Annotated in this window: 23 protein-coding genes, 1 other RNA gene and 1 pseudogene; 4 read left to right on the forward strand and 21 right to left on the reverse strand. The window is 59.8% G+C overall.

From position 1 onward, the window contains the following. Window positions 1-8: 8 nt before the first annotated feature. From ftsA to rsmI, 16 genes and pseudogenes are all read right to left on the reverse strand, one after another. A complete protein-coding gene (gene ftsA / locus ACEPAJ_RS17965) occupies window positions 9-1,256 on the reverse strand; it encodes a cell division protein FtsA (protein WP_274087501.1) in 1,248 nt (415 codons plus the stop codon). A 20-nt stretch (window positions 1,257-1,276) separates the two neighbouring features. After that, window positions 1,277-2,152, reverse strand: a complete 876-nt coding sequence (locus ACEPAJ_RS17970) for a cell division protein FtsQ/DivIB (protein ID WP_425916708.1) — start codon at window positions 2,150-2,152, stop codon at window positions 1,277-1,279. Window positions 2,153-2,155: 3 nt separating this feature from the next. After that, entirely contained in the window at window positions 2,156-3,106 is a 951-nt protein-coding gene (locus tag ACEPAJ_RS17975; protein WP_425916710.1) for a D-alanine--D-alanine ligase, read from the reverse strand. Then, window positions 3,103-4,512: a UDP-N-acetylmuramate--L-alanine ligase gene (gene murC / locus ACEPAJ_RS17980; protein ID WP_274087573.1), complete on the reverse strand. Its 1,410-nt coding sequence runs from the start codon at window positions 4,510-4,512 to the stop codon at window positions 3,103-3,105. Before murC ends, ACEPAJ_RS17975 begins: the two co-directional genes overlap by 4 nt. A 34-nt stretch (window positions 4,513-4,546) precedes the next feature. Then, window positions 4,547-5,617 carry an undecaprenyldiphospho-muramoylpentapeptide beta-N-acetylglucosaminyltransferase gene (gene murG / locus ACEPAJ_RS17985; RefSeq protein WP_425916712.1) on the reverse strand — a complete coding sequence of 357 codons (1,071 nt, stop codon included), beginning with the start codon at window positions 5,615-5,617 and terminating at the stop codon, window positions 4,547-4,549. Next, window positions 5,607-6,833 carry a putative lipid II flippase FtsW gene (gene ftsW / locus ACEPAJ_RS17990; RefSeq protein WP_425916714.1) on the reverse strand — a complete coding sequence of 409 codons (1,227 nt, stop codon included), beginning with the start codon at window positions 6,831-6,833 and terminating at the stop codon, window positions 5,607-5,609. The genes murG and ftsW overlap by 11 nt, the downstream gene beginning before the upstream one ends. Continuing rightward, entirely contained in the window at window positions 6,833-8,179 is a 1,347-nt protein-coding gene (gene murD, locus ACEPAJ_RS17995) for a UDP-N-acetylmuramoyl-L-alanine--D-glutamate ligase (protein ID WP_425916716.1), read from the reverse strand. The genes ftsW and murD overlap by 1 nt, the downstream gene beginning before the upstream one ends. Before the next feature lie 7 nt (window positions 8,180-8,186). Beyond that, window positions 8,187-9,269 (reverse strand): phospho-N-acetylmuramoyl-pentapeptide-transferase, encoded by a 1,083-nt coding sequence (mraY, locus tag ACEPAJ_RS18000; protein ID WP_090239854.1) that lies wholly within the window; start codon window positions 9,267-9,269, stop codon window positions 8,187-8,189. Next, on the reverse strand, window positions 9,269-10,639 hold the full coding sequence (locus ACEPAJ_RS18005; protein WP_425916718.1) for a UDP-N-acetylmuramoyl-tripeptide--D-alanyl-D-alanine ligase: 1,371 nt from the start codon (window positions 10,637-10,639) through the stop codon (window positions 9,269-9,271). The genes mraY and ACEPAJ_RS18005 overlap by 1 nt, the downstream gene beginning before the upstream one ends. Further along, window positions 10,632-12,110: a UDP-N-acetylmuramoyl-L-alanyl-D-glutamate--2,6-diaminopimelate ligase gene (locus tag ACEPAJ_RS18010; RefSeq protein ID WP_425916720.1), complete on the reverse strand. Its 1,479-nt coding sequence runs from the start codon at window positions 12,108-12,110 to the stop codon at window positions 10,632-10,634. Before ACEPAJ_RS18010 ends, ACEPAJ_RS18005 begins: the two co-directional genes overlap by 8 nt. Further along, window positions 12,110-13,834, reverse strand: coding sequence for a peptidoglycan D,D-transpeptidase FtsI family protein (locus tag ACEPAJ_RS18015; protein WP_425916722.1), 1,725 nt, complete (start codon window positions 13,832-13,834; stop codon window positions 12,110-12,112). Before ACEPAJ_RS18015 ends, ACEPAJ_RS18010 begins: the two co-directional genes overlap by 1 nt. Further along, window positions 13,831-14,124: a cell division protein FtsL gene (gene ftsL / locus ACEPAJ_RS18020; protein WP_425916724.1), complete on the reverse strand. Its 294-nt coding sequence runs from the start codon at window positions 14,122-14,124 to the stop codon at window positions 13,831-13,833. Before ftsL ends, ACEPAJ_RS18015 begins: the two co-directional genes overlap by 4 nt. After that, on the reverse strand, window positions 14,121-15,062 hold the full coding sequence (gene rsmH, locus ACEPAJ_RS18025) for a 16S rRNA (cytosine(1402)-N(4))-methyltransferase RsmH (protein ID WP_425916726.1): 942 nt from the start codon (window positions 15,060-15,062) through the stop codon (window positions 14,121-14,123). The genes ftsL and rsmH overlap by 4 nt, the downstream gene beginning before the upstream one ends. Window positions 15,063-15,064: 2 nt before the next feature. Then, window positions 15,065-15,520 (reverse strand): division/cell wall cluster transcriptional repressor MraZ, encoded by a 456-nt coding sequence (mraZ, locus tag ACEPAJ_RS18030; protein WP_090249128.1) that lies wholly within the window; start codon window positions 15,518-15,520, stop codon window positions 15,065-15,067. Window positions 15,521-15,828: 308 nt separating this feature from the next. Then, window positions 15,829-16,187, reverse strand: an RNA gene (rnpB, locus tag ACEPAJ_RS18035) — RNase P RNA component class A. A gap of 41 nt (window positions 16,188-16,228) precedes the next feature. Further along, window positions 16,229-17,070, reverse strand: a pseudogene (gene rsmI / locus ACEPAJ_RS18040) (16S rRNA (cytidine(1402)-2'-O)-methyltransferase). Window positions 17,071-17,224: 154 nt separating this feature from the next. Here rsmI and ACEPAJ_RS18045 point away from each other — a divergent pair. The 4 genes from ACEPAJ_RS18045 to ACEPAJ_RS18060 are packed head-to-tail and all read left to right on the forward strand — an operon-like array spanning window position 17,225 to window position 20,561. Further along, on the forward strand, window positions 17,225-19,036 hold the full coding sequence (locus tag ACEPAJ_RS18045; protein WP_425916729.1) for a penicillin-binding protein activator: 1,812 nt from the start codon (window positions 17,225-17,227) through the stop codon (window positions 19,034-19,036). Next, window positions 19,033-19,407 (forward strand): YraN family protein, encoded by a 375-nt coding sequence (locus ACEPAJ_RS18050; RefSeq protein WP_425916731.1) that lies wholly within the window; start codon window positions 19,033-19,035, stop codon window positions 19,405-19,407. Before ACEPAJ_RS18045 ends, ACEPAJ_RS18050 begins: the two co-directional genes overlap by 4 nt. Window positions 19,408-19,437: 30 nt before the next feature. After that, window positions 19,438-20,031, forward strand: a complete 594-nt coding sequence (locus tag ACEPAJ_RS18055) for a phosphoheptose isomerase (protein ID WP_274087516.1) — start codon at window positions 19,438-19,440, stop codon at window positions 20,029-20,031. Beyond that, window positions 20,028-20,561: a BON domain-containing protein gene (locus ACEPAJ_RS18060; RefSeq protein ID WP_425916733.1), complete on the forward strand. Its 534-nt coding sequence runs from the start codon at window positions 20,028-20,030 to the stop codon at window positions 20,559-20,561. Before ACEPAJ_RS18055 ends, ACEPAJ_RS18060 begins: the two co-directional genes overlap by 4 nt. 67 nt (window positions 20,562-20,628) lie before the next feature. On the opposite strand, the gene ACEPAJ_RS18065 is transcribed toward ACEPAJ_RS18060, so the two are convergent. From ACEPAJ_RS18065 to petA, 5 genes are all read right to left on the reverse strand, one after another. Next, the gene (locus tag ACEPAJ_RS18065) at window positions 20,629-21,042 is read right to left on the reverse strand and encodes a ClpXP protease specificity-enhancing factor (protein WP_322950246.1); all 414 of its coding nucleotides are present in this window, start codon (window positions 21,040-21,042) and stop codon (window positions 20,629-20,631) included. Window positions 21,043-21,057: 15 nt separating this feature from the next. Next, the gene (locus ACEPAJ_RS18070; protein WP_274087519.1) at window positions 21,058-21,675 is read right to left on the reverse strand and encodes a glutathione S-transferase N-terminal domain-containing protein; all 618 of its coding nucleotides are present in this window, start codon (window positions 21,673-21,675) and stop codon (window positions 21,058-21,060) included. An 89-nt stretch (window positions 21,676-21,764) separates the two neighbouring features. Further along, window positions 21,765-22,547: a cytochrome c1 gene (locus ACEPAJ_RS18075; protein ID WP_322950245.1), complete on the reverse strand. Its 783-nt coding sequence runs from the start codon at window positions 22,545-22,547 to the stop codon at window positions 21,765-21,767. Beyond that, window positions 22,547-23,758 (reverse strand): cytochrome b, encoded by a 1,212-nt coding sequence (locus tag ACEPAJ_RS18080; protein ID WP_274087521.1) that lies wholly within the window; start codon window positions 23,756-23,758, stop codon window positions 22,547-22,549. The genes ACEPAJ_RS18075 and ACEPAJ_RS18080 overlap by 1 nt, the downstream gene beginning before the upstream one ends. Next, on the reverse strand, window positions 23,755-24,351 hold the full coding sequence (gene petA, locus ACEPAJ_RS18085; protein WP_425916737.1) for a ubiquinol-cytochrome c reductase iron-sulfur subunit: 597 nt from the start codon (window positions 24,349-24,351) through the stop codon (window positions 23,755-23,757). Before petA ends, ACEPAJ_RS18080 begins: the two co-directional genes overlap by 4 nt. Between the last annotated feature and the right edge of the window lie 170 nt (window positions 24,352-24,521).

Here is a 24,521-nt window from a genome sequence, read left to right on the forward strand (position 1 = left end):
CTGCAAAATCAGAAATTGCCCTGGACCCAGCGTTTCAGCCGTTCCAGAACAGGTTGTTTGGGTTCATCGCTGTAGCTGCCAAGCGCAGACATCGAAACGCCGTCGGCCTGCTTTTGCAGCCCGTACAGCAGCAGGCCTACGCCTGTGGAATAGATGGGGTTACGCACGACGTCGGCCAATCCTTTGACACCCTGGGGAATACCCAGGCGTACCGGCATATGGAAAATTTCTTCGGCCAGCTCGACGGCTCCTTCCATCTTCGCTGTACCGCCTGTGAGAACGATCCCGGCCGGGATCAAGTCCTCATAACCACTGCGACGCAGCTCAGCCTGAATCAGGGTGAACAGCTCGTCGTAACGTGGCTCAACCACTTCAGCCAGGGACTGACGCGACAAATCGCGCGGCGGACGATCACCGACGCTCGGCACCTTGATGGTCTCGCCCGCACCGGCCAGTTTGGCCAACGCGCAAGCATACCGAATCTTGATCTCTTCGGCATACTGAGTTGGCGTGCGCAGGGCCATGGCGATGTCATTGGTGACCTGATCACCGGCAATCGGGATCACCGCGGTATGGCGGATCGCGCCTTCGGTGAAGATGCAGATGTCAGTGGTGCCACCGCCGATATCGACCAAACACACACCCAGCTCTTTCTCGTCATCCGTTAACACGGCATAAGCCGAGGCCAGCTGCTCAAGAATGATGTCGTCAACTTCAAGGCCGCAGCGACGCACACACTTCTCGATGTTCTGCGCGGCATTCACCGCGCAAGTGACCACGTGCACCTTGGCTTCCAGGCGCACACCGGACATCCCCAGTGGCTCGCGCACGCCCTCTTGGTTATCGATCACATAATCCTGCGGCAGGGTATGCAGCACCCGCTGGTCGGCAGGAATGGCCACAGCCTGTGCGGCATCGAGTACCCGCTCAAGGTCAGCCGAACTGACTTCGCGATCACGAATCGCGACGATGCCGTGACTGTTAAGGCTGCGGATATGGTTACCGGCCAGGCCGACAAAAGCCGAGTGGATACGGCAACCGGCCATCAGCTGCGCTTCTTCGACAGCGCGCTGGATGGACTGCACGGTTGACTCGATATTCACCACCACGCCCTTTTTCAGACCACGTGATGGGTGGGTGCCGATGCCGACGATTTCCAACTGGCCGTCCGCATTCACTTCGCCGACCAATGCCACCACTTTGGAGGTACCGATATCGAGACCGACGATCATCTTGCCGCTCTGCACGTTTGCCATGGCTCTTACTTTCTCCTGATTCACTGCACGACAGCGGTTGGTGCCGCCGTGGGCGCGACCGGCTCACGCCATGCAACGGCCAGGCCGTTGGCATAACGCAAATCGATGCGCGCGATATTCGCTTGTTGCTCTTTCAGGGCCTTGTCATAAATGGCCGTGAAACGCCGCATTTTTTCTACCAGATGGTCACGCCCCAGCAGCAGCTCGATACCCTGCCCAGTGGAGAGGAACCAGCTGCCACGCTCACGCAATTCCAGGCGCGCTACGGAAAAACCCACGGGACGCAGCATCTGGCTGATCACTTGGTATTGCTGCATCACCTGCTGTTGCGCACGCTTGGGGCCATACAACTGCGGCAGGTGGGGGTAATTGGCCAGTTCCAAAGGCGCAAACGCCTCACCCTGGTTGTTCAACAGCGCCTCATCGCCCCAACGGGCAATCGGTAATTGTTCTTCCAGACGCACCACCAGCTGATCCGGCCATACACGGCGTACCTGAGCGCTGGCGATCCAGGGCATCGACTCCAGCTCATGACGCAGGCTGAGCAGATCGACACTGAAGAAGCTGGCGTTGGCGTAAGGCGCAATGCGCTGCTGTACGGCCTGCTGATTGACGTAGCTGAGGTCGCCCTCGACGCTGATTCTGGCGATCGGCTGGTCGGCATACGGCATGGCACGCAACGACAGCTCGTATGTGCCGTAACCGAGGCCCAGCAATAACAGCGGCCAGGTCAGTCGCTTCAACCAGGCGCCAAACCCGACAAGCCGGGTTTTCTGCACGTTGACGCGCAGGCTGATCGGCTCCTTGGCCACCAAACGGCTGGCGCCGCGCGGCACAGGCTTGCCGCGCAGAGGCGCGCGGGAAGTCCCTGGCTGGTGGCGCACGTTAGCCGTCATGACTTAACCCCGTGCTTCTAGGCTGTCAGCAAGAATCGCCAACACCAACTGTTGAAAATCCAGACCGGCTGCCTGTGCTGCCATCGGCACCAGGCTGTGGTCGGTCATACCTGGAACCGTGTTGACTTCAAGCAACCAGAACCGGCCATCGCTATCCTGCATGACGTCAGCCCGGGCCCAGCCCTGAATGCCCACGGCTTCGCAGGCGCGCGCAGTGAGCTCGACAAGCTCAGCCTCTTTGCCGGCGTCCAGGCCGCACGGGATGCGGTACTGGGTGTCATTGGCCAGGTACTTGGCGTCGTAGTCGTAAAAACTGTGGGGCGTACCCAGGGCAATCGGCGGCAGCACCTGACCACGCAGCACCGCGACCGTGAACTCCGGGCCGGCAATCCACTGTTCAACCAGTACTTGGGGGTCATAACCACTGGCATCCTGCCAGGCCGCAATCAACGCCTGCAGATCACCCACCTTGGCCATGCCAATGCTCGAACCTTCATGCGCCGGCTTGACGATCAGCGGGAAGCCCAAGTCAGCCGCCGCAGCCTCGCAATCCGCGACCGAGGCCAGCACCGCATGACGTGGCGTGGAGAGGCCCAGGCTCTGCCAAACCTGCTTGGTACGCAGTTTGTCCATGGCCAGGGCCGAGGCCAGGATGCCGCTGCCGGTGTAGGGGATACCGGCGCACTCAAGCAACCCTTGCATGGCACCGTCTTCACCGCCGCGACCGTGCAGAACGACAAAGGCGCGGTCAATTTTTTCACTGACCAAGCACTGCAGAAAATCTGTCCCAACATCGATGCCAAAGGCATCCACGCCGGCGGCCTGCAGTGCTTGCAACACGGCATTACCGGACTTCAGCGACACTTCACGCTCGGCACTCTTGCCGCCAAACAGCACAGCCACGCGACCGAAGGCACTGACCGGGTACTGGGACTTCAAGTTCTCGGCATTCATTTCGACTTACCTTGCGCCGCGGCGAACAGCGGGCTTTGCAGCAGTTGCGGAGCCAAGCCACCGATATCGCCGGCACCCTGACAAAGAAGAATGTCGCCAGCGCGCAGCAGCGGCTTGACGATCGGCGCGAGGTCCACGCCGCGCTCGATGTAGATCGGGTCGAGTTGGCCGCGCTGACGAATGCTGTGGCACAGCTGACGACTGTCCGCACCCGGGATGGGCTCTTCGCCCGCCGGATAAACTTCCATCAGCAACAACACGTTGGCATCGCCCAAAACCTGTACGAAGTCGTCATACAGGTCGCGGGTGCGGCTAAAGCGGTGCGGCTGGTACACCATGACCAGACGGCGCTCCGGCCAACCGCCGCGCACAGCCTTAATCACCGCGGCGACTTCACGCGGGTGATGACCGTAGTCATCGACCAGCATCACGTTGCCACCCTCAACCGGCAGCTCGCCATACACCTGAAAACGCCGACCGACACCCTGGAAACCCGACAAGCCCTGGACGATGGCCTCATCACTGATGCCCTCGTCAGTGGCAATCGCAATGGTCGCCAGGGCGTTCAATACATTGTGGTTGCCCGGCATATTGACCGACACATCCAGCGGCTCGCGGCCTGTGCGCAGTACGGTGAAGAAGGTCTGCATGCCCTGCTGGCGCACATTGATCGCCCGTACGTCAGCACCGTCATCGAAGCCATAGGTCACGGTGGGGCGCGCCACCTGCGGCAGAATTTCGCGCACGATCGGGTCATCCACGCACATCACTGCCAGGCCATAAAACGGCAGGTTGTGCAGGAACTCGAGGAAGGTTTTCTTCAACTTGTTGAAGTCACCTCCGTACGTGCTCATGTGGTCCATATCGATATTGGTAACGACCGAGACCATGGGCTGCAGGTGCAGGAAGCTGGCATCGCTTTCATCGGCCTCAGCGATCAGGTAGCGGCTGCTACCGAGCTGGGCATTGGTACCGGCTGCATTCAGGCGGCCACCAATCACAAACGTCGGGTCCAGGCCACCCGCGGCAAACACCGAGGCCAACAAGCTGGTGGTGGTGGTTTTACCGTGGGTGCCGGCGACGGCGATGCCGTGGCGGTAGCGCATCAGCTCGGCGAGCATCTCAGCGCGCGGCACCACCGGAATACGCCGCTCAAGGGCGATAGCGACTTCCGGGTTACTGGTATTGATTGCGCTGGACACCACGAGCACATCGGCCTGCTCGGCGTTTTCCGCGCGATGGCCAATAAAAATCTGCGCACCGAAGCTTTCCAGGCGCTCGGTTACGGCCGAAATTTTCAGGTCAGAACCGGACACTTCATAACCGAGGTTGAGCAGCACTTCGGCGATGCCACACATGCCCGCACCACCGATGCCGACAAAATGGATACGGCGAATACGGCGCATACGACGGATTTCCGAACGAGCAGCAGCGGGAGACTTAGCCACGGGCCACCTCCAGGCAAATATCGACAACGGTGCAGGTAGCGTCGGGCTTGGCCTGACGGCGGGCCGTCTGGCCCATTTCAACGAGTTGTTCGGGGTGCATCAAAACCTCGGTCAGCTGCGCGGCCAGCGTGGCGGCGTCAGTGGAACGTTGTGGCAGCAGTACGGCAGCGCCGGCACTGGCCAGATAGTCGGCATTGCGTGTCTGGTGATCGTCAATCGCATGGGGCAGCGGCACGAGGAATGCCGGCAAACCCGCTGCGGCCAGCTCGCTGACAGTCAGTGCGCCAGCGCGGCAGACCACCAGATCGGCCCAGGCATACGCACGCGCCATGTCTTTGATAAACGGTGCGACCTGCGCTTCGACGCCAACGACGCGATAGCGTTCAGCGGTAATTGCATCATGTTGCTTGCCGGCCTGATGAAACACTTCAGGGCGCAGCTCTGCAGCCACCAGCGCCAGGGCTTCGGGCAACATTTTGTTCAGGGGTTCGGCGCCCAGGCTGCCGCCCAACACCAGCAAACGCGGCTGGCGATTGCGCAGCGAATCACGCGGGGTTTCCAGGAACAGTTCTTCACGCACCGGGTTGCCGGTGGTACGGCGTTTGTCACTGTTGGCGAAAGTATTCGGGAAGGCTTCACACACGCGGCTGGCGAATGGCACCAAGCTGCGGTTGGCCGTGCCGGCCACAGCGTTCTGCTCATGGATGATCAGCGGCGCACCGCTCATCTTCGCAGCCAAGCCGCCCGGCCCGGTGACATAGCCGCCCATGCCCAGCACGCAGACTGGCTGCAGCTCACGCATCACCTTGCGCGCTTGGAACAACGCCTTGATCAACTGGAACGGAGCCTTCAGCAGTGACAGCTTGCCTTTGCCACGCAGGCCGGTGACGTCGATCAGGTGCAGCGGCAAACCAGCCGCCGGCACCAGTTCATTCTCGATACCGCGTGGCGTACCCAGCCAATGCACGCTGTAGCCACGCGCCTTGAACTCGCGGGCACAGGCCAGCGCCGGGAATACATGGCCACCGGTGCCGCCGGCCATGATCAGCACATTACCGCGCATGCTGAACCTCCTCGGCGGACTGGCCTTCGAAGAAATCGGATTCTTTGAAGTCGACATCCTCGCTACCCAGTTGAGTGCGACGCTCCCATTCGATGCGCAGCAACAACGCCAGGCTGATGCAGCAGATCACCAACGAGCTGCCGCCGTAGCTGAGAAATGGCAGGGTCAGACCTTTGGTCGGCAGCAAGCCCACATTTACCCCGATGTTGATCAGCACCTGGCCGATCCACAAGAAAGCCAGGCCGTAGGCCACATACGCCGAGAAGAACTGCTTGGCCTTCTCCGCCCACAGGCCGATATACAGCGCGCGCACGCTGACAAACACGAACAGGCCGACGGTGAGCAACGCACCAACCATGCCCAGCTCTTCTGCCAACACGGCAAACACGAAGTCGGTATGCGCTTCCGGCAGGTAGAACTGCTTTTGCACACTGTTGCCCAGCCCGACGCCAAACCACTCACCACGGCCGAAGGCGATTAACGCCTGGCTCAGCTGGTAGCCGGCGCCGTACTGGTCCGCCCAAGGGTCAACAAAGTTGGTCAGGCGTTCCAGGCGATAGGCCTGACTGGTCATCACCAGCACGCCCAGGCCGAGCACGCAGGCTGCCAGCGGAATAAAACGCAGCAGGTTGACGCCACCGAGAAACAGCATGGCGATCGAGGCACCGACCAACACCACGGTGGCGCCAAAGTCGGGTTCGGCCAGCAACAGCATGGCAATCGGCCCCAGCACCATCATTGGCTTGATAAAGCCGGTGAGCTTCTCGCGCACCTCGGTCTGACGACGCACCAGATAGGCGGCAATAAACATTACGCTAAACAGCTTGGCCAACTCGGACGGCTGCAGGTTGAAGATACCCAGGCCGATCCAGCGTTTAGCACCGTTGACTTCGCGGCCAATGCCCGGCAACAACACCAAGATCAACAGCACCACCGCCACCAGCAACAATGTACCGCTGTAACGCTGCCACAAGGCCATCGGCACCAGCAAAGTAGCCAGCGCCGCCGCAGTACCAATGGACAGATAAATCAGGTGGCGAATCATGTGATACAGCGGATTGCCTGATTGCAAAGCCGCCACTTCCGAGGACGCCGAAGTGATCATCACCAAACCCAGGCCGAGCAGCGCCAGACAACCGGCAAGCAGCGGGAAGTCCAGGTCGATACCCCGACGGGTATGCAGCGGCGAAGGTGCGGCGAGCAGGCGGGCGAGCATCACTGCAAACCCTCCACAGCCTGAGCGAACAGACGCCCACGCTCTTCAAAGTTCTTGAACATGTCGAGGCTGGCACAGGCCGGCGACAGCAGCACGGCATCCCCCGCTTCAGCCAATTCGGCAGCACGCTGCACCGCTTCGTCCAGGGTCTTGACCCGGACCAGCGGCGCGGTGTCACCCAGCGCATCGGCCAGCAATTCAGCGTCGCGACCCAGCAACACCACGGCGCGGCAGAACTTGCCGACCGGAGTCTTCAACGCCGAAAAGTCCGCGCCCTTGCCATCACCACCGGCGATCAGCACTAGCTTGCCTTCGATATCCGCGCCCAGGCCGTCGATGGCCGCCAGTGCGGCACCAACGTTGGTGGCCTTGGAGTCGTCGTAATAGCTCACCGCAGCGCGCTCACCCACCCACTGACAACGGTGCGGCAGACCAGCGAACTGCTTAAGCGTGGCCAGCATAGGTTCGAACGGTAGACCAACGGCATGGCCCAGCGCCAATGCCGCCAGGGCGTTGGACTGGTTGTGTGCGCCACGAATTTTCAACTCCCGCACGGGTAACAAGGCGGCGAACTGGTAACCCAGGCTCTTCTCGCCGTTTTCCTCAATCAAACCAAAGCGTTTGAAGTCCGGTTTGCCGAGGCCGAAGTACCAGCATGGCAATTGATCGGCCACCAGGGGACGCGACAGCGCGTCATCACGGTTGACCACAACCTGCCGCGCGCCGCGGAAGATGCGGTGCTTGGCCAGGTGATAGGCCGGCAGATCGGCGTAGCGATCCATATGGTCTTCGCTGATGTTCAGGCAGGTCGCCACTTCCGCATTCAGCTGGTCGGTGGTTTCCAACTGGAAGCTCGATAATTCCATGACATACAGCTCAACGCTGTCATCCAGCAAATCCAGCGCTGGGGTGCCAAGGTTGCCTCCCACGGCGACCTTCTTACCGGCCGCAGCGGCCATCTCACCGACCAGGGTGGTGACGGTGCTTTTGGCGTTAGAACCGGTGATGGCGATGATCGGCGCCTTGGCATAGCGAGCAAACAGGTCGATGTCACCCGACAGCTTCACCCCGCGCGCCGCAGCCGCCTGCAACGCCGGCGTGGCGACGGCCAGACCCGGGCTGACCAGCAGCTCACTGGCGCGGCAGAGAAACTCCACATCCAGCTCGCCACAACGTACGTCGACCTGCGGGAACTGCTCACGCAAGGTAGCGAGTTCTGGCGGATTGGCACGGGTATCGACCACGGCAAACGGCAAGCCCTGGCGCGCGAGGAAACGCACCAGGGACATGCCGCTCTTGCCGAGGCCGACAACGATGCGGAAGTGGTCAGACGCGATCAGGCTCATGGGTTCCTCAACGCAGTTTCAGGGTAGCAAGGCCGATCAGCACCAGAATCACGGTGATGATCCAGAAGCGCACGATCACGCGCGGCTCGGGCCAGCCTTTGAGTTCGAAATGGTGATGAATCGGTGCCATGCGGAACACGCGCTTGCCGGTCAACTTGAAAGACGCGACCTGGATAATCACCGACAGGGTTTCCACCACGAAGATGCCGCCCATGATGAACAGCACCACTTCCTGGCGGACGATCACCGCGATGGTGCCCAGGGCCGCACCGAGCGCCAGCGCGCCGACATCGCCCATAAACACTTGCGCCGGGTAGGTGTTGAACCAGAGGAAACCCAGGCCAGCACCGACCAGTGCGGCGCAGAACACGATCAGCTCACCTGCGCCCGGCACATAGGGAATAAACAGGTATTCGGCGAACTTCACGTTGCCTGACAAGTAGCAGAAGATCCCCAGCGCGCCGCCAACCATCACGGTTGGCAAGATGGCCAGGCCATCGAGGCCGTCTGTCAGGTTCACTGCGTTGCTCGAACCAACGATCACGAAGTAGCTCAGCACCACGAAGCCCAACCCCAGCTCCAGGCTGAAGTCTTTGAGCATCGGCAGAATAAGGGTAGTTTCCACCGGGCTTTGCGCCGTCATGTACAAAAACAGCGCCGCGCCCAGGCCAAACACTGACTGCCAGAAATACTTCCAGCGGCTCGGCAGGCCTTTGGAGTTCTTTTCAATCACTTTGCGGTAGTCATCAACCCAGCCGACGGCGCCGAACAGCAAGGTCACGGCCAGAACGGTCCAAACATAACGGTTGGACAGATCAGCCCAGAGCAAGGTGCTAACGGCTATCGCAGAAAGAATCAGCGCGCCGCCCATGGTGGGCGTGCCCTTTTTCGACAGGTGCGACTGTGGGCCATCGTTGCGTACCGACTGGCCGATTTGGCGAATCTGCAGGGTGCGGATCATCCACGGGCCAAGCCACAGGGACAATGCCAGCGCCGTCAGCACGCCAAGAATGCCGCGCAGCGTCAGGTACTGAAACACTGCAAAACCCTTGTGGAACTGTTGCAGGTATTCCGCCAGCAGCAGCAGCATTAGTGAATCTCCCCGGATGTGCCACACAGCGCCGCCACGACGTTTTCCATCGCCGCGCTGCGTGAACCTTTAATTAAAAGAGTGGTGTCGCCCTGCTCGCTTTGCAGCGCAGCAATCAGGCTGGCTTGGTCGGCAAAATGCCGGCCATTTGTGCCGAATTCGTCAATGGCATGAGCCATCAGGGGGCCCACAGCAAACAGTGCATTAACCTTACCGAGGGCATAGCTACCGACCTGGCGATGCCCCTGTTCGGCCCACGCACCCAGCTCGCCAATGTCACCCAGCACCAGCACCCGACGCCCCGAGAAACCGGCGAGGATATCGATGGCGGCGCACACGGAGGTCGGGTTGGCGTTGTAGCTGTCGTCGATCACCCGCAGACCGTTCGGCGCAATCTGCGCGACGGTGCGGCCCTGGACCGGCTGCAATTTCTCCAGCCCGGCCTTGATCGCAGCAGGCGCAATCTCCAATGCCAACGCGGCGGCAGCAGCGGCCAGGGCGTTAGCCACATTATGCTCGCCGAGCAGGTTGAGCTGAATACGTGCCTGACCGTCGGCGCAATGCAGAGTAAAAGCTGAGCAACCACGGGCATCGCGCGCCAGCTCGCTGGCATAAACGTCCGCCGCCGGATTACTCAGGGCAAACGAGCGAACGGTGCGACCCTTGGTACGCTGCTGCCAGATGGCGAAAGCCCTGTCGTCGAGGTTGAGCACGGCCACGCCGCTGTCGCTCAGGCCTTCGAGAATTTCACCCTTGGCCTCAACAATTTTTTCTGGCCCGCCGAACTCACCGACGTGAGCGGTGCCGGCATTGTTGAGGATGGCCACCTGCGGCTGGGTAAGGCCCACGGTGTAGGCGATCTCGCCGACATGGTTGGCGCCCAGTTCGATCACGGCCGCAACATGCTCAGGCGCCAGCTCTAGCAGGGTCAGTGGCGCGCCGAGGTCGTTATTCAGGTTGCCACGGGTCGCCAGCACCGGACCTTGCAGGCCTTCGCGCAGAATACTGGCGAGCATTTCTTTGACCGTGGTCTTGCCGCTGGAACCGGTAATCGCCACTACTGGGGCATTAAACGCCTGGCGATTGAGCGCGCCCAATTGGCCGAGGGCCAAACGGCTATCGGCCACCAGCAGCTGTGGCAGCGGTGCATTTGCCACCTCACGCTCAACCAGAGCGGCCACTGCGCCTTTGTCGGCGACTTCTGTCAGGTAGTCATGGCCATCAAAACGCGGGCCTGCCAGGGCGACAAACAGCTGACCTGGCTGAATCGCCCGGCTGTCGCTGCTGACGGCGCTGAATGCCACGTCCGCACCGATTACCTGCGCGTTCAGCGGTGCAGCCACTTCGCTCAATAGCAGCGGCTTAAGCATGCGCCGCCTCCCATGCTGCCAACGCGTTAGCAGCTTCGACCAAGTCGGAGAACGGCTGACGTACGCCGTTGATTTCCTGATAGTCCTCATGGCCCTTGCCGGCCAACACCAGCACATCATCGGCACTGGCTGCAGCAATCAGCTGGGCAATCGCCTGGCCACGGCCATGAACAAACTGCACCGACTCGGGGCTGACGAAGCCGGCGCGGATGTCGCTGAAAATCTGTGCTGGTGCTTCGGTGCGCGGGTTGTCATCGGTGACCAACACCGCATCGGCCAGGCGTTCAACCACAGCGGCCATCAGCGGGCGCTTGCCGCTGTCGCGATCGCCACCGCAGCCAAATAGGCACAGCAGGCGACCCTTAACGTGCGGGCGCAGGGCTTCGAGAACCTTTTCCAGAGCATCCGGGGTGTGCGCGTAATCAACGACCACCAACGGCTGCTTGGCGCGCCCTGAAGTGGCGCCACCTAAACGCTGCATGCGACCAATAGGACCCTGCAGCTGCGGCAACACCTTGAGAATTTCATCCAGCGCATAATCCAGGCCGAGCAGCGCACCGACCACCGCCAGCAGGTTGCTCAGGTTGAAGCGACCGAGCAGCGAACTACGCAGACTGCCTTCGCCGCGCGGGGTTACCAGCGTGGCACGTACGCCTTGCTCGTCAAACTGTACATCACGGCAATACAAGTACGCGCTTGCGTCTTCCAGGCTGTAGCTGATCAGGCGCGACTCATGCACAGCAACCGCCAACTCACGGCCAAAGGCATCATCCAGGTTAAGCACCCGGCAGCGCAGACCCGGCCAGGCGAACAACGCAGCTTTTGCCTCGGCGTAAGCCTGCATCGAACCGTGATAATCCAGATGGTCGCGGGATAGGTTGGTCAGTACCGCCACATCAAACGCCAGCGCAGTCACGCGCCCTTGATGCAGGCCGTGGGACGAGACTTCCATCGCCACCGCACGAGCACCGGCATTTTTCATATCGGCCAGGGTGGCCTGCACGCCGATGGGGTCTGGCGTGGTGTGGAGCCCTTGTTCGAGCGCACCGTAGAAGCCATTGCCGAGCGTGCCGACAATACCGCAGCGCTGACCCAGCAGGTCCAGCGCCTGAGCCAACAACTGGCTGACACTGGTTTTGCCGTTAGTGCCGGTAATACCTACCAGGTTCAGGCCACGGCTTGGCTCACCGTAGAAACGCCCGGCAATCGCCGAAAGCTGGCCCGCCAAGCCTTTGATCGCGACCAATTCACTGCTGCTGGCCGTCATGTCAGCCGCGCCTTCGGCTTCAAAGGCGACGGCCGCAGCGCCACGCGCAATGGCATCGGCGATATGCACACGACCGTCCTGCTGGGTACCGGGCACGGCCAAGAACAAATCACCAGGACGAACCTTGCGGCTGTCCAGGGTCAACTCGCGGATCAGGGTGGAGCTGGCGGCTTCGGGCAGCAATTTGCTGAGGGGCATAGGCATCAGATACGCCCTCCTTTAGTAATTTCGGCGGCCGCGGTTTGCGGCTCTACCAGGTTGTCTGGGGCGACGTTCATCAGGCGCAGGGCTCCGGCCATGACCTTGCCAAATACCGGTGCGGAGACCAGGCCACCGTAGTAACCGCCCTGGCTCGGCTCATCGATCACGATGGCCACGGCAATACGCGGGTCGCTAACGGGGCCAAAACCGGCAAAGAGTGAGCGGTACGCATTGTCCCGATAGCCACGGCTACCCACTGAAACCTTGCGCGCCGTACCGCTCTTGCCAGCCACGTGGTAGCCCGGCACCTTGGCGCGGTAAACCCCACCTGGGGCTTCAATGACCTGCTGCAACATGCCCTGCATGGTCACTGCAATATTCTCAGGGATCACCTGAACGGCATCGGGTTTACGGTCAACACGCGCCAGGGACAGGTGCGTGCTGCGGCCATTGTTGGCCAGCACCGAATAGGCATGGGCCAGTTGTACAGCGGTCACCGACAAGCCATAGCCATAAGACAGCGTGGCCGTTTCGGCTTTGCGCCACTCACGGTAGTTCGGCAGGTTGCCAACACGCTCACCTGGGAAGCCGAGGCCGGTATCCTGGCCCAAGCCGACTTGCTGCATCACTTCAAAGATCGACTGACCACCGATATCAAACGCAATCTTGCTCATGCCGACGTTACTCGACTTGATCAAAATTTCGGTGAGGGTAAGCGGGCCACTGCTGCGCGAGACGTCACGAATGGTGTACTTGCCAATCTGCAGGGTGCCCGGATACACATCGACGGTATCCGAGGCCTTCCAGCGACCACTGGCCAAGGCAGCACTCATGGAGAACGGCTTCATGGTTGAGCCGGGCTCGAATACATCAATCATCGCCCGGTTACGCATCGCCGCGGGCTGCAGGTTGCGCCGGTTGTTCGGGTTATAGGTAGGCTGGTTGACCATTGCCAACACTTCACCGGTACGCACATCCACCATGACCAGGCTGCCGGCCTTGGCACCGAATTCGAGCAGCGCATTGCGTAATTCACGATGCGCGAGGTATTGCAGGCGCAGGTCAATCGACAATGCCAAGGTCTTACCGGCCTTGGCATTCTGCGCAACCTGTACATCTTTAATCAGCCGACCGCGCCGGTCCTTGAGCACCTGACGCTTGCCGGGCACGCCGGCCAGCCAATCCTCGAAGGCCAGCTCCATGCCTTCACGGCCGCGGTCGTCAATATCGGTAAAACCCACCACGTGGGCAGCCACTTCACCCGCTGGATAGAAGCGGCGGAATTCTTCAATGCCATATACGCCTGGCACTTTCATATCGAGAATGCGCTGGCCCTGCTCAGGCGTCAGCCCGCGCACCAGGTACATAAACTCACGCCCGGCATTGGCCTGCAGGCGCACACCGAATGCCTTGGGGTCCTGACCCAGCGCAGCGGCCAGCTCATCCCACTTGGCCTTGCCGCTTTGCAGTTCCTTACCATTAGCCCACAGGGTGGTCACGGGCGTACTAACGGCCAGCGGCTCGCCGTTACGGTCGGTGATCAGCCCGCGGTGTGCGGGAATCGGGATATGCCGCACGCTGCGCGCATCGCCATGGGCCTGCAGGAAGCTTTGATCGAACACCTGAAGGTCGACAATACGCCAGGCAATAGCGCCCACCATCAGCGCCAGCAACAGCAGCACTAAGCGAAAGCGCCATGGATAGAGCGCGCCTTCGAGGCCAATCATGGCGCCACCATGCGGACTTCAGCGGCATCAGGGATGCGCATGCTCAGCCGTTCGGTGGCCAACGCCTCAATACGGTTATGTGCAGTCCAGGTACTCTGCTCAAGGATCAAACGACCCCACTCGGCCTGAGCCTTATCGCGCACGCTGAGTTCGGCATACAGGTCATTGAGCAGCTGGCGGTTCCAGTGGGCGCTGTATGACACCCCAATCGCAGACACCAACACAGCCAGAAACAGCAGCAGCATGAATAGGCTGCCACCTGGCAAAGGCTTGGCGAAAAGCGCGCTCATCGCACCTTCTCGGCAATGCGCATCACCGCACTGCGCGAACGTGGATTGGCCGCAAGCTCGGCTTCGGAGGCAAATACCGGCTTACCGATGAGTTTCAAACGCGGCTCGAAGGCTTTCGGGATGATGGGCAAGTCACGCGGCAACTTGTCCATCTCGCCTTTGGCGTGCTTGCGCATGAACAGCTTGACGATGCGGTCTTCCAGCGAATGAAAGCTGATCACAACGAGGCGGCCGCCCACTTCCAGGTTTTCCAGGGCTGCATCGAGGCCACTCTCCAGATCGCCCAGCTCGTTGTTGATATAGATACGCAGCCCCTGAAAGGCACGCGTTGCCGGGTTCTTGCCCTTTTCCCAGGCCGGATTGGCCACGGTCAGCACCTGAGCCAAGTCGGCGGTACGCTCAAACGGCTGCTCGGCGCGGCGCAGAACCACAGCGCGAGCCATACGCTTGGCAAAGCGCTCTTCACCGTACTCCTTGAACACCCGGGCTATTTCTTCTTCGCCAGCGCTGGCAATAAACTCAGCAGCACTGACACCTGCATCCGGATTCATGCGCATGTCCAGCGGGCCGTCATGCATAAAGCTGAAGCCGCGCTCGGCATCATCGAGTTGCGGCGAAGACACGCCTAGATCGAGCAGAATGCCGCTGACCTTGCCGGCCAGATCGCGCTGCGCGAGTTCATCTGCCATCTCCGCAAAGCTGCGCTGCACAACGACAAAGCGGCCGTCTTCGGCCGCTAGCGCATTCCCCGTGGCAATCGCCAGGGGATCTTTATCAAACCCTAGCAGGCGACCATCTGAGCCAAGCTTTTCTAGGATCAACCGACTATGCCCGCCGCGACCAAAGGTACCGTCTAGGTAGCAGCCACTCGCGCGCACAGCCAGCCCTTCGACAGCCTCGTCGAGTAGCACAGTGATATGGCGGTAGTTACTGGTCATGGTCACAGGATCAAATCACGTAAGTCGTCGGACAAGGCACCCGGTTGCTTGATCGCGGCCAAATCGGCATCGGCCACGGCATTCCAGGCATCTTCATCCCACAGTTGGAATTTATTGAGTTGGCCAACCAGCATCGCGCGCTTATCCAGCTTGGCGTACTCGCGTAAACGCGGCGGTACCAGAAAGCGCCCACTGGCGTCCAACTCAAGGTCAACAGCATTGCCGATCAGCAGACGCTGCAAACGGCGGTTTTCTTCACGGAATGAGGCGAGCTCACGGAGCTTGGCTTCAATCAGCTCCCACTCAGACAGCGGATAGACACATAGGCAGGGATCGATGGCGTCAATCGTGACAATAAGCTGGCCAGCACAACGCGACACAAGCTCATCCCGATACCGACTTGGCATCGCGAGCCGCCCTTTGGCGTCGAGACTGATGGCGTTTGCTCCGCGAAACACGATCGCGCTTCCCCTTTTTATTGGCTATCCGTGCCTAAGAAACCCACTTTATGCCACTTCTTGCCACTCGCGCACACTATAGGAACGCACGCCCCCCACCGTCAAGGCACCCATAGCGGGAAAACTCCTTATAGAACGGCGATTTAGCGAGCATAGCGAGGGGGTAAACGGAGAAATAACCTGAAGGCGCGAACGCAAAAACAAGCCAATACAGGGCACTGAACTTCAAAGTTAAAGTAGTTTGTTAAGAGTAAGATTTTTTCGGTATTAGAAAGGAGGCAAAACATTGAAGCGCAGAAGAGGGGAAGGTGGAGAGTCGATCTGTAAGCCGGGTTCTGTCGAGGACAGTCATTCCTCTACGACGTACATCACTGCACGCCTTTAGCAACCTACCCGGTTCCAGCGCGGGCCACGCCAATGGAACCCTATTTGGTCTTGCTCCGAGTGGGGTTTGCCTAGCCACGAACTGTTACCAGTCGCGCGGTGCGCTCTTACCGCACCTTTTCACCCTTACCGGCACCGAAGTGCTTAGGCGGTTATTTTCTGTGGCACTTTCCGTAGGCTCACGCCTCCCAGGCGTTACCTGGCACTCCGCCCTATGGAGCCCGGACTTTCCTCCCCCGCATTACGCAGAACGCAACACGGCAGCGACTGTCCGATCGACTCTCCGCCGGCAAGATTAACGGCACACGCCTTACAGAACAAGGATTAAAGGTCTTTTTGCTGCTCAAGCGCCGCCTGATAAAGCACGTTTTTACGCACTCCAGTGATCTCCGCCGCCAATGCCGCCGCGCGCTTGAGCGGCATTTCCGCCAACAGCAGGTTCAGCACACGCAGCGCTTCGCTGCTCACCGCCTCCTCGCCTTCCGGCGCCTGCCAGCCAGCCACCAACACCACACACTCACCGCGCTGCTGATTGCTGTCAGCTGCTACCCAGGCCGCCAGCTCAGCGAGCGGCATACCTTTAAGCGTTTCGAAGGTCTTGGTCAGTTCGCGAGCCAGCAAGGCCGGACGCTCATCACCGAACACCGCCTGCATATCCTGCAGGCATTCGAGGATGCGATGCGGCGCCTCATAGAAGATCAGCGTGCGCGGCTCTTCTTTTACCTGCTCAAGCCGTGCACGCCGCCCAGCCGCCTTGGCCGGGAGAAAGCCTTCGAAGATAAAGCGATCCGACGGCAAACCCGCAGCAGACAGTGCAGCAATCAATGCGCAGGCTCCTGGTACGGGCACCACCGCAATACCGGCAGCGCGCGCCTGGCGTACCAGGTGATAGCCCGGATCAGAAATCAGCGGCGTACCCGCATCGGAAATCAGCGCGACATCATCACCGGCCAGCAGACGTGCGAGAAAACGCCCCCTTGGTCACGCTCATTGTGCTCATGGCAGGCCGCCAGCGGCGTACCGATACCGAAATGCTGCATCAGCCGCGCCGAATGACGGGTGTCCTCTGCGGCGACCAGAGCAACGCTGCGCAGGATATTCAGTGCTCGCGCACTGATGTCATCCAGGTTGCCTATCGGCGTGGCAACCACATAAAGACTGCCCAGGGGCGAATTCGCAGCAGCGGAAGGGGTCACAGCACTGGCCTCTCAAATCAGCAAAGCGCGCATTGTAGCCCGTTTCCAACCTTCGACATCGCGTCACCCGGCGGGCTTGGGTACAATTCGACACTCAATTTGATCAAGTATCAGGAACGCTTACATGATCGCCTGCCTGCGCCCCCTTTCTGTTCTCTGCCTTGCCGGCCTACTCGCCGCCTGCGCCAGCCAACCCTCATCAACCTTGGGAGAGCTGCCGCGCACACCGCAAGCCAGCATCGAACAACTGCTGCAGCAAGCAGAGCAGAGCCCAATTGAGCAGGCCGCTCCGCTGCGCCTGTCAGCAGCCGACCTGGCGTACACACAAAAGGACTTTGCCCGCGCCAGCAGTATTCTCCAACAGGTATCACTGGAAAGCCTAAGCCCCGCGCAGCAGATTTTTGCCAGCACCCTGCGCGCGGAACTGGATATGCACGACAACAAACCCAAAGCGTCCTTGCGCGCCCTGAGCCACCCGAGCATGGAACGCCTCGGCGAGCTGCCTGTTGAGCAACAAGTGCGCAGCCAGCTCGTCCGCGCCAGCGCCTTGCAAGCCACCGGGCAGAATCTTTCTGCCGCCCGCGAGCGCGCCTTTATTGCCCCCCTGCTCAGCGGCACCAGCGCGCTACAAAATAATGAAACGATCTGGAGCCTGGTTTCCAACCTGCCACTGACGGAGCTGCAGGCGAGCGGTGATACCGACCTAGACGGCTGGCTGGCGCTCGCACGCGCCATCAAAAACGCTGCAACGCTCGAGCAACAACAGGCCGCCATCGACACTTGGATTGAACAAAACCCTCAGCATCCGGCCGCCCAGCAGCTCCCTCAACCGCTGGTCGAGCTAAAAAAACTCTCCAGCCAACCGCTAACCGAGATCGCCCTGCTGCTGCCACAGGATGGTCAGCTGGCCAGCGTCGCTCGCGCCCTGCGTGACGGCTTCCTGGCCGCTCACTATCAAGCACAGCAAGCTGGGCAGAACCCGCCCAACATCCAGCTGTTCGACAGTTCACGCATTGGCTCAATGGACGCCTTCTACGCCCAAGCCAAGGCCGCCGGCGTGCAACTGGTGATCGGCCCGCTGGAAAAAAACCTGGTCAGCCAACTGAATAGCCGCGAACAACTGCCCATCACCACCCTCGCCCTGAATTACAGCGAAGGCACCCAGGAAGGCCCGGCTCAGCTGTTCCAGTTCGGCCTGGCTGCCGAGGACGAAGCACGCGAAGTGGCCCGCCGCGCCTGGGCTGATGGCATGCGTCGCGCTGTCGCCCTTGTGCCTGCGGGCGAATGGGGCGACCGCGTGCTTGCCGCCTTCCGCCAAGACTGGCAAGCCCAGGGCGGCACTCTGATCGCCGCCGAGCATGTCGACCAGCCGGTTGAGCTGGCGCGGCAGATCGCCGAGCTATTCCAACTGCGCGAAAGCGAAGCCCGTGGCAAGCGCCTGCAGGACACCCTAGGTACAGCTGTAGCAGCAGCGCCTTCGCGCCGCCGCGACGTCGACTTTATCTTCCTCGCCGCCACCCCACAGCAAGCCCAGCAGATCAAACCAACCCTAGCCTTCCAATACGCCGGTGATGTGCCGGTGTACGCCACCTCGCACCTGTTTACCGGCACCCACAACCAGGCGCAGTACCTTGATCTCAACGGCATCATGTTTTGCGAGACGCCTTGGCTACTCAACGTCAACGATCCGCTGCGCCAACAAGCCAGCGCACAATGGCCGCAAGCCGGCACCAGCCTTGGACGCCTTTACGCAATGGGTGCGGACGCCTACCTGCTCACCCCGCGCCTGAACCAACTCAAAGCCCTACCGGACACCCGCCTGCAAGGCCTGACCGGCACGCTTAGCCTAAGCCCAACACAACGTATTGAGCGGCAATTACCCTGGGCCGAATTCCGCGATGGCCAGGTGCAATCGCTGCCTGAGCACCTCAATTGACCGAACGCACTAGCGCGCAACAATGCGGAGATGCTGCCGAAGCCCTCGCGCGACAGCATCTTGAGCAGCACGGCCTGCGCCTGCTGGCGCAAAACTGGCGCTGCCGGCTCGGCGAGCTCGATCTGGTCATGCTCGACGCCGATACAGTAGTATTCGTAGAAGTTCGCTATCGGCGCCATAGCGCCTGGGGCGGTGCGGCAGAGAGCGTGGATGCACGCAAACGTGAGAAACTCAGCAGCGCGGCCCAGCACTTCCTGCAAAAAGAATCACGGTGGGCCAAGTACCCATGCCGTTTTGATGTGATTGCCATAACCGCCGACAGCCAAGCCCCCGCGAAACTGGACTGGATTCAAAACGCCTTTGATACCTGAACAGACGCCCCACTGAAGGTTATATCTCCAATGGATATGCAAGCCCGTATTCGCCACCTGTTCCAAGCCAGCATTGAAACCAAGCAGCAGGCTATGGAAGTGCTCATCCCCGTTATCGAGCAAGGCAGCCAGGCCATGGTCCAGGCCCTGCTCAGCGAGGGCAAAATTCTCACCTGCGGCAATGGCGGTTCGGCCGGCGACGCTCAGCACTTTTCCTCCGAGCTGCTTAATCGCTTCGAGCGCGAGCGCCCGAGCCTACCAGCCATTGCCCTGACTACTGACAGCTCGACCATTACCTCGATTGCCAACGATTACAGCTACAACGAAATTTTCTCCAAGCAGATTCGCGCCCTGGGCCAACCCGGTGACGTGCTGCTGGCGATCTCCACCAGCGGTAACTCGGCCAATGTAATTCAGGCGATCCAGGCAGCCCACGACCGCGAAATGACCGTAGTGGCCCTCACAGGACGCGACGGCGGCGGCATGGCCTCACTGTTACTGCCAGAAGACGTGGAAATCCGCGTTCCATCAAAAGTCACCGCACGCGTGCAGGAAGTCCACTTGCTGGCCATTCACTGCCTGTGCGACCTGATCGACTGCCAACTGTTTGGGAGTGACGAATGAGCCGCTCACCTCTGCTCCTGGCCACACTTGCACTGACCCTCGTTCTAGCCGGCTGTGGCAACCGCAGTGTCGGCAACAAGATTGACGACCAGTTTATTGCTCCGGAAGTGAGCTCCCGCGTGGCCAGCGCGCACATCGATCTGACCAGCCCGACCTCACACATCGTCGTCACCAGCTATAACGGGGTGGTGCTGCTGGCCGGGCAAACACCGCGTAACGAGCTTAAAGGCCTCGCCGAACAAGCCGCCCGCAGAGTCAACAATGTCAGCAAGGTGCACAACGAACTGCAGGTTATGCAGCCAACGTCACTGCTGGCACGCAGCAATGACTCGCTACTGACCAGCCGCATCAAGACGCAGATGCTTGCTGACAGCAATGTGCCGGGGTCACGCATCAAGGTCATCACCGAGAACGGCGTCGTGTTTATGCTCGGCCTGGTCTCGCAAGCCGAAGCCACCCACGCCACCAACCTGGTGCAAAGCGTGTCTGGCGTGCAGAAAGTGGTAAAGCTGTTCCAGTACACCAACTGATAGCTGCAACGCCAAGGGCACCTGCTTCACAGCAATAAAAAAGGCGATCCTAGGATCGCCTTTTTGTTTACTTGACCACTTTAAGACTTGGCCGACCACTTGGACGCGGCGGCTCGCCATCAGGCGGCCCCTGATCATCCGGATCATCGATTTCGCCACCGTCGAGCATCGACGACTCCGAATCAAAGACCATGCCCTGACCATTTTCCCGCGCATAGATCGCCAGCACGGCGGCTGCGGGGACATACAGGCGCTGCGGAACTCCGGCAAAGCGCCCCTCAAAGCTGACCGCCTCGTTATCCATATGCAGGTGACGCACAGCAGTGGGCGAAACATTCAGAACGATCTGCCCATCACTGGCAAAACCGCTAGGCACTTGCACGCCTGGATACTCGGCATTAACCAGCAAGTGCGGAGTGCAGTCGTTGTCGACGATCCACTCATAGAGAGCACGCACCAGATAAGGACGACTCGACTTCATCTCTACCTCCTCGGGTTAACGCATATCACGTTCAGCAGGCGACAGACTGGCCTGAAACGCTTCACGGGCAAACTGGCGATCCATATAGTCCAAAAGCGGCTTCGCCGGCTTTGGCAGCTCTATACCCAGCACCGGTAAACGCCACAGGATCGGCAGCAGGCAGCAATCCACCAGGCTCAGCTCTTCACTGAGGAAATACGCCTTATCGGCAAACAGCGGCGATACGCCGGTCAGGCTTTCACGCAGCTCTTTACGCGCCAGAGCTCGAGCCGGCTCTTTGCTGCGCGAATCAAGAATCAGGTCCACCTGCGCGCACCAGTCACGCTGAATGCGATGAATCAGCAGACGGCTATTGGCACGAGCCACCGGATACACCGGCAACAAGGGCGGATGCGGGTAGCGCTCATCCAGGTATTCCATCACCACTGTTGACTCATACAGAGCCAAATCGCGATCCACCAGTGTAGGCAGGCTGGCGTAGGGATTAACCTCCAGCAGACCGGCCGGGTAGCGGCCCTTTTCGACACTGATGATCTCGGCGCTGACACCCTTCTCGGCGAGCACAATGCGTACGCGGTGGGAATAGTGGTCGGCGGGGTCGGAGTAACAGGCCAACCGATTGGTCACGCCCATGGCGGTCCTCCTCGCTTATAAAGTTATGTAAAGCAGAAAGACCTGCGCGCCCAAAGGGGCGCGCAGGTCAACAGCGGAGATGCAACGGTTTAATGCACGTCCTTCCAGTACTCGCGCTTAAGCAGATAGGCGAACACGAAGAAGAAGGCAAGATACAGCAGAACGTAAGTACCGATACGCTGACTTTGCAATTTAACCGGGTTGGCCGAGTAAGCGAGGAAGGTCACCAGGTTCTGGATCTTCTCGTCAAACTCTTCAGTGCTCAGCGCACCGGTCTTAGGCTCGATGGTCAGCTGATCGCAAGCCTCATGAGTAATCGGTGTACCCGTCAGCGGATCGAATAGCTTCTTGCCATCCTCAACCACCTGAACCTGCTTACAACCGATGTACTGACGACCCTGCAACCCCACCAATACGTTCGGCATACCCACGTTCGGGAACACCTTGTTGTTGGCACCCAATGGACGCGCGGTGTCTTCATAGAAGGTCCGCAAGTAGGTGTACAACCAATCGTTACCACGCACACGAGCAACCAGAGTCAGGTCGGGCGGCGCAGCGCCGAACCAAGCCTTGGCATCGGAAGGCTGCATGCCGATCTTCATGTGATCGCCAATTTTCGAGTCATTGAAGACCAGGTTCTCCAGCATGACGTCATGCGGGATCCCCAGATCATTGGCGACACGCTCATAACGCTGGTATTTGGCCGAATGGCAACCCATGCAGTAGTTAGCGAAGGTACGCGCACCATCCTGCAAAGCTGCTTTATCGGTCAGATCAATATCAACCTTGTCCAGCGGATACTCAGCAACAGAGGCGGCAAAGCCAAAGGTTGGCAGAAGCGCAATAATTAGTGCTGCAAAATGCTTTTTCATCAGCCAGTCACCCTTTCCGGAACCGGTTTGGTCTTCTCGAGTTTGGTGTAGAACGGCATCAGGATGAAGTACGCGAAGTACAGGAAGGTACACACCTGCGACAGCAACGTACGACCTGGTGTCGGCGACAACACACCCAACACACCCAAAATCACGAAGGACACACAGAAGATCAGCAACCAGATCTTGCTCATCCACCCCTTGTAGCGCATCGACTTGACCGGACTACGGTCCAACCATGGCAGCACAAACAACACCGCGATAGCTGCGCCCATGGCGATTACACCCAGCAGCTTGTCAGGGACCGCACGCAGGATTGCGTAGAACGGTGTGAAGTACCAAACCGGAGCAATGTGCGCAGGCGTCTTGAACGGGTTAGCCGCTTCAAAGTTCGGCTTTTCGAGGAAATAACCACCCATTTCCGGGAAGAAGAAGATCACGAAGCAGAAGATAAACAAGAAGACCACGACACCGACGATATCTTTAACGGTGTAGTACGGGTGGAACGCGATGCCGTCGAGCGGAACGCCGTTCTCATCTTTTTTCTTCTTAATATCAACGCCGTCCGGGTTGTTCGAACCAACCTCGTGCAACGCCAGAATGTGCAGCACCACCAAGCCAAGAATCACGATGGGCAACGCCACCACGTGCAGGGCGAAGAAGCGATTCAGGGTAATACCAGAGATCAGGTAGTCACCACGAATCCACTGAGTCAGGTCCGCACCGATCACCGGAATGGCACCGAACAGCGAGATGATCACCTGGGCACCCCAGTAGGACATCTGACCCCACGGCAGCAGGTAGCCCATGAAGGCTTCAGCCATCAGCATCAGGTAGATCAACATGCCGAAGATCCACACCAGCTCGCGCGGCTTCTGATAAGAACCGTAGAGCAGGCCGCGGAACATATGCAGATACACCACGACGAAGAATGCCGAAGCGCCCGTAGAGTGCAGGTAGCGAAGAATCCAGCCGTACTCCACATCACGCATGATGTATTCGACAGAAGCAAACGCCTCTTCAGCCGACGGGTTATAGCTCATGGTCAGCCAGACGCCGGTAACAATCTGATTCACCAGTACCAGCAGAGCCAGCGAGCCGAAGAAGTAGAAGAAGTTGAAGTTCTTGGGTGCATAGTATTTGGCGAGATGGTCTTCCCACATCTTGGTCGCGGGAAAGCGCGCATCGACCCATTCCATGAATTTACTCATGATGCTTTCTCCTGATCCACACCGATGATGACCACATCATCCGTCTCGTACGTATACGGTGGAACCGGCAGGTTCAGGGGCGCAGGCTGACCCTTGTACACGCGACCGGCGAGGTCATAACGCGAGCCGTGGCATGGGCAAAAATAACCACCGACCCAGTCCGCACCCAAATCTGCAGGCGCAACTTCCGGACGGAAGGACGGCGCACAACCCAGGTGAGTACACAGACCTACCAAGAGCAACAACTCCGGCTTGATCGAACGGGTTTTCGGATCGACATAACCCGGCTGGTCGGACGCCTTGGAGTCGAAGTCAGCGAGCTGCCCTTCGATTTTCACCAAGTTACTGAGGATTTCCTCAGTACGGCGCACGATAAACACCGGCTGCCCCCGCCACTCCGCAACCATCTGCTGGCCAGGCTCAATTTTGCTGACGTTCACCTTAACGGGTGCTCCGGCAGCTTTAGCCTTGGCACTAGGGAACCAGGATCCCACGAACGGGACCGCGGCACCCACCGCTCCTGCAGCACCCACCACAGAGGTGGCCGCTACCAGGAAGCGACGCCGGCCTGCATTCACGCCGTCATTGCTCATTCAGTCGTCTCCCATCAGCTTTATGGCCTGTTGGTCAGGCCTATACTAGGTAAAAATCGAGTCGCGCAAAAAATTTGCCAAATGGTAAAGAAAAGCCCCTCTACTGACAAGGTAATTACCCATACAGAGCAGGCGCAACCCCTTACAAATCAGGCCATTCGCGGATGCGG

It is taken from the genome of Pseudomonas sp. GWSMS-1 (assembly GCF_049847425.1).
Classification (GTDB): Bacteria; Pseudomonadota; Gammaproteobacteria; order Pseudomonadales; family Pseudomonadaceae; genus Aquipseudomonas.

What these genes read in the sequence shown, in the direction of transcription:
- ACEPAJ_RS17970 (WP_425916708.1), bottom strand. Translation starts at nt 2,152, where the DNA reads ATGACGGCTAACGTGCGCCACCAGCCAGGGACTTCCCGCGCGCCTCTG.
- ACEPAJ_RS18070 (WP_274087519.1), bottom strand. Translation starts at nt 21,675, where the DNA reads ATGGGCGTGACCAATCGGTTGGCCTGTTACTCCGACCCCGCCGACCAC.
- ACEPAJ_RS18065 (WP_322950246.1), bottom strand. Translation starts at nt 21,042, where the DNA reads ATGAAGTCGAGTCGTCCTTATCTGGTGCGTGCTCTCTATGAGTGGATC.
- ACEPAJ_RS18055 (WP_274087516.1), top strand. Translation starts at nt 19,438, where the DNA reads ATGGATATGCAAGCCCGTATTCGCCACCTGTTCCAAGCCAGCATTGAA.
- petA (WP_425916737.1), bottom strand. Translation starts at nt 24,351, where the DNA reads ATGAGCAATGACGGCGTGAATGCAGGCCGGCGTCGCTTCCTGGTAGCG.
- ACEPAJ_RS17975 (WP_425916710.1), bottom strand. Translation starts at nt 3,106, where the DNA reads ATGAATGCCGAGAACTTGAAGTCCCAGTACCCGGTCAGTGCCTTCGGT.
- ftsW (WP_425916714.1), bottom strand. Translation starts at nt 6,833, where the DNA reads ATGCTCGCCCGCCTGCTCGCCGCACCTTCGCCGCTGCATACCCGTCGG.
- ftsA (WP_274087501.1), bottom strand. Translation starts at nt 1,256, where the DNA reads ATGGCAAACGTGCAGAGCGGCAAGATGATCGTCGGTCTCGATATCGGT.
- murC (WP_274087573.1), bottom strand. Translation starts at nt 4,512, where the DNA reads ATGCGCCGTATTCGCCGTATCCATTTTGTCGGCATCGGTGGTGCGGGC.
- murG (WP_425916712.1), bottom strand. Translation starts at nt 5,617, where the DNA reads ATGCGCGGTAATGTGCTGATCATGGCCGGCGGCACCGGTGGCCATGTA.
- ACEPAJ_RS18075 (WP_322950245.1), bottom strand. Translation starts at nt 22,547, where the DNA reads ATGAAAAAGCATTTTGCAGCACTAATTATTGCGCTTCTGCCAACCTTT.
- ACEPAJ_RS18060 (WP_425916733.1), top strand. Translation starts at nt 20,028, where the DNA reads ATGAGCCGCTCACCTCTGCTCCTGGCCACACTTGCACTGACCCTCGTT.
- murD (WP_425916716.1), bottom strand. Translation starts at nt 8,179, where the DNA reads ATGAGCCTGATCGCGTCTGACCACTTCCGCATCGTTGTCGGCCTCGGC.
- ACEPAJ_RS18045 (WP_425916729.1), top strand. Translation starts at nt 17,225, where the DNA reads ATGATCGCCTGCCTGCGCCCCCTTTCTGTTCTCTGCCTTGCCGGCCTA.
- ACEPAJ_RS18010 (WP_425916720.1), bottom strand. Translation starts at nt 12,110, where the DNA reads ATGCCTATGCCCCTCAGCAAATTGCTGCCCGAAGCCGCCAGCTCCACC.
- ACEPAJ_RS18015 (WP_425916722.1), bottom strand. Translation starts at nt 13,834, where the DNA reads ATGATTGGCCTCGAAGGCGCGCTCTATCCATGGCGCTTTCGCTTAGTG.
- ACEPAJ_RS18005 (WP_425916718.1), bottom strand. Translation starts at nt 10,639, where the DNA reads ATGCTTAAGCCGCTGCTATTGAGCGAAGTGGCTGCACCGCTGAACGCG.
- rsmH (WP_425916726.1), bottom strand. Translation starts at nt 15,062, where the DNA reads ATGACCAGTAACTACCGCCATATCACTGTGCTACTCGACGAGGCTGTC.
- ACEPAJ_RS18080 (WP_274087521.1), bottom strand. Translation starts at nt 23,758, where the DNA reads ATGAGTAAATTCATGGAATGGGTCGATGCGCGCTTTCCCGCGACCAAG.
- mraY (WP_090239854.1), bottom strand. Translation starts at nt 9,269, where the DNA reads ATGCTGCTGCTGCTGGCGGAATACCTGCAACAGTTCCACAAGGGTTTT.
- ftsL (WP_425916724.1), bottom strand. Translation starts at nt 14,124, where the DNA reads ATGAGCGCGCTTTTCGCCAAGCCTTTGCCAGGTGGCAGCCTATTCATG.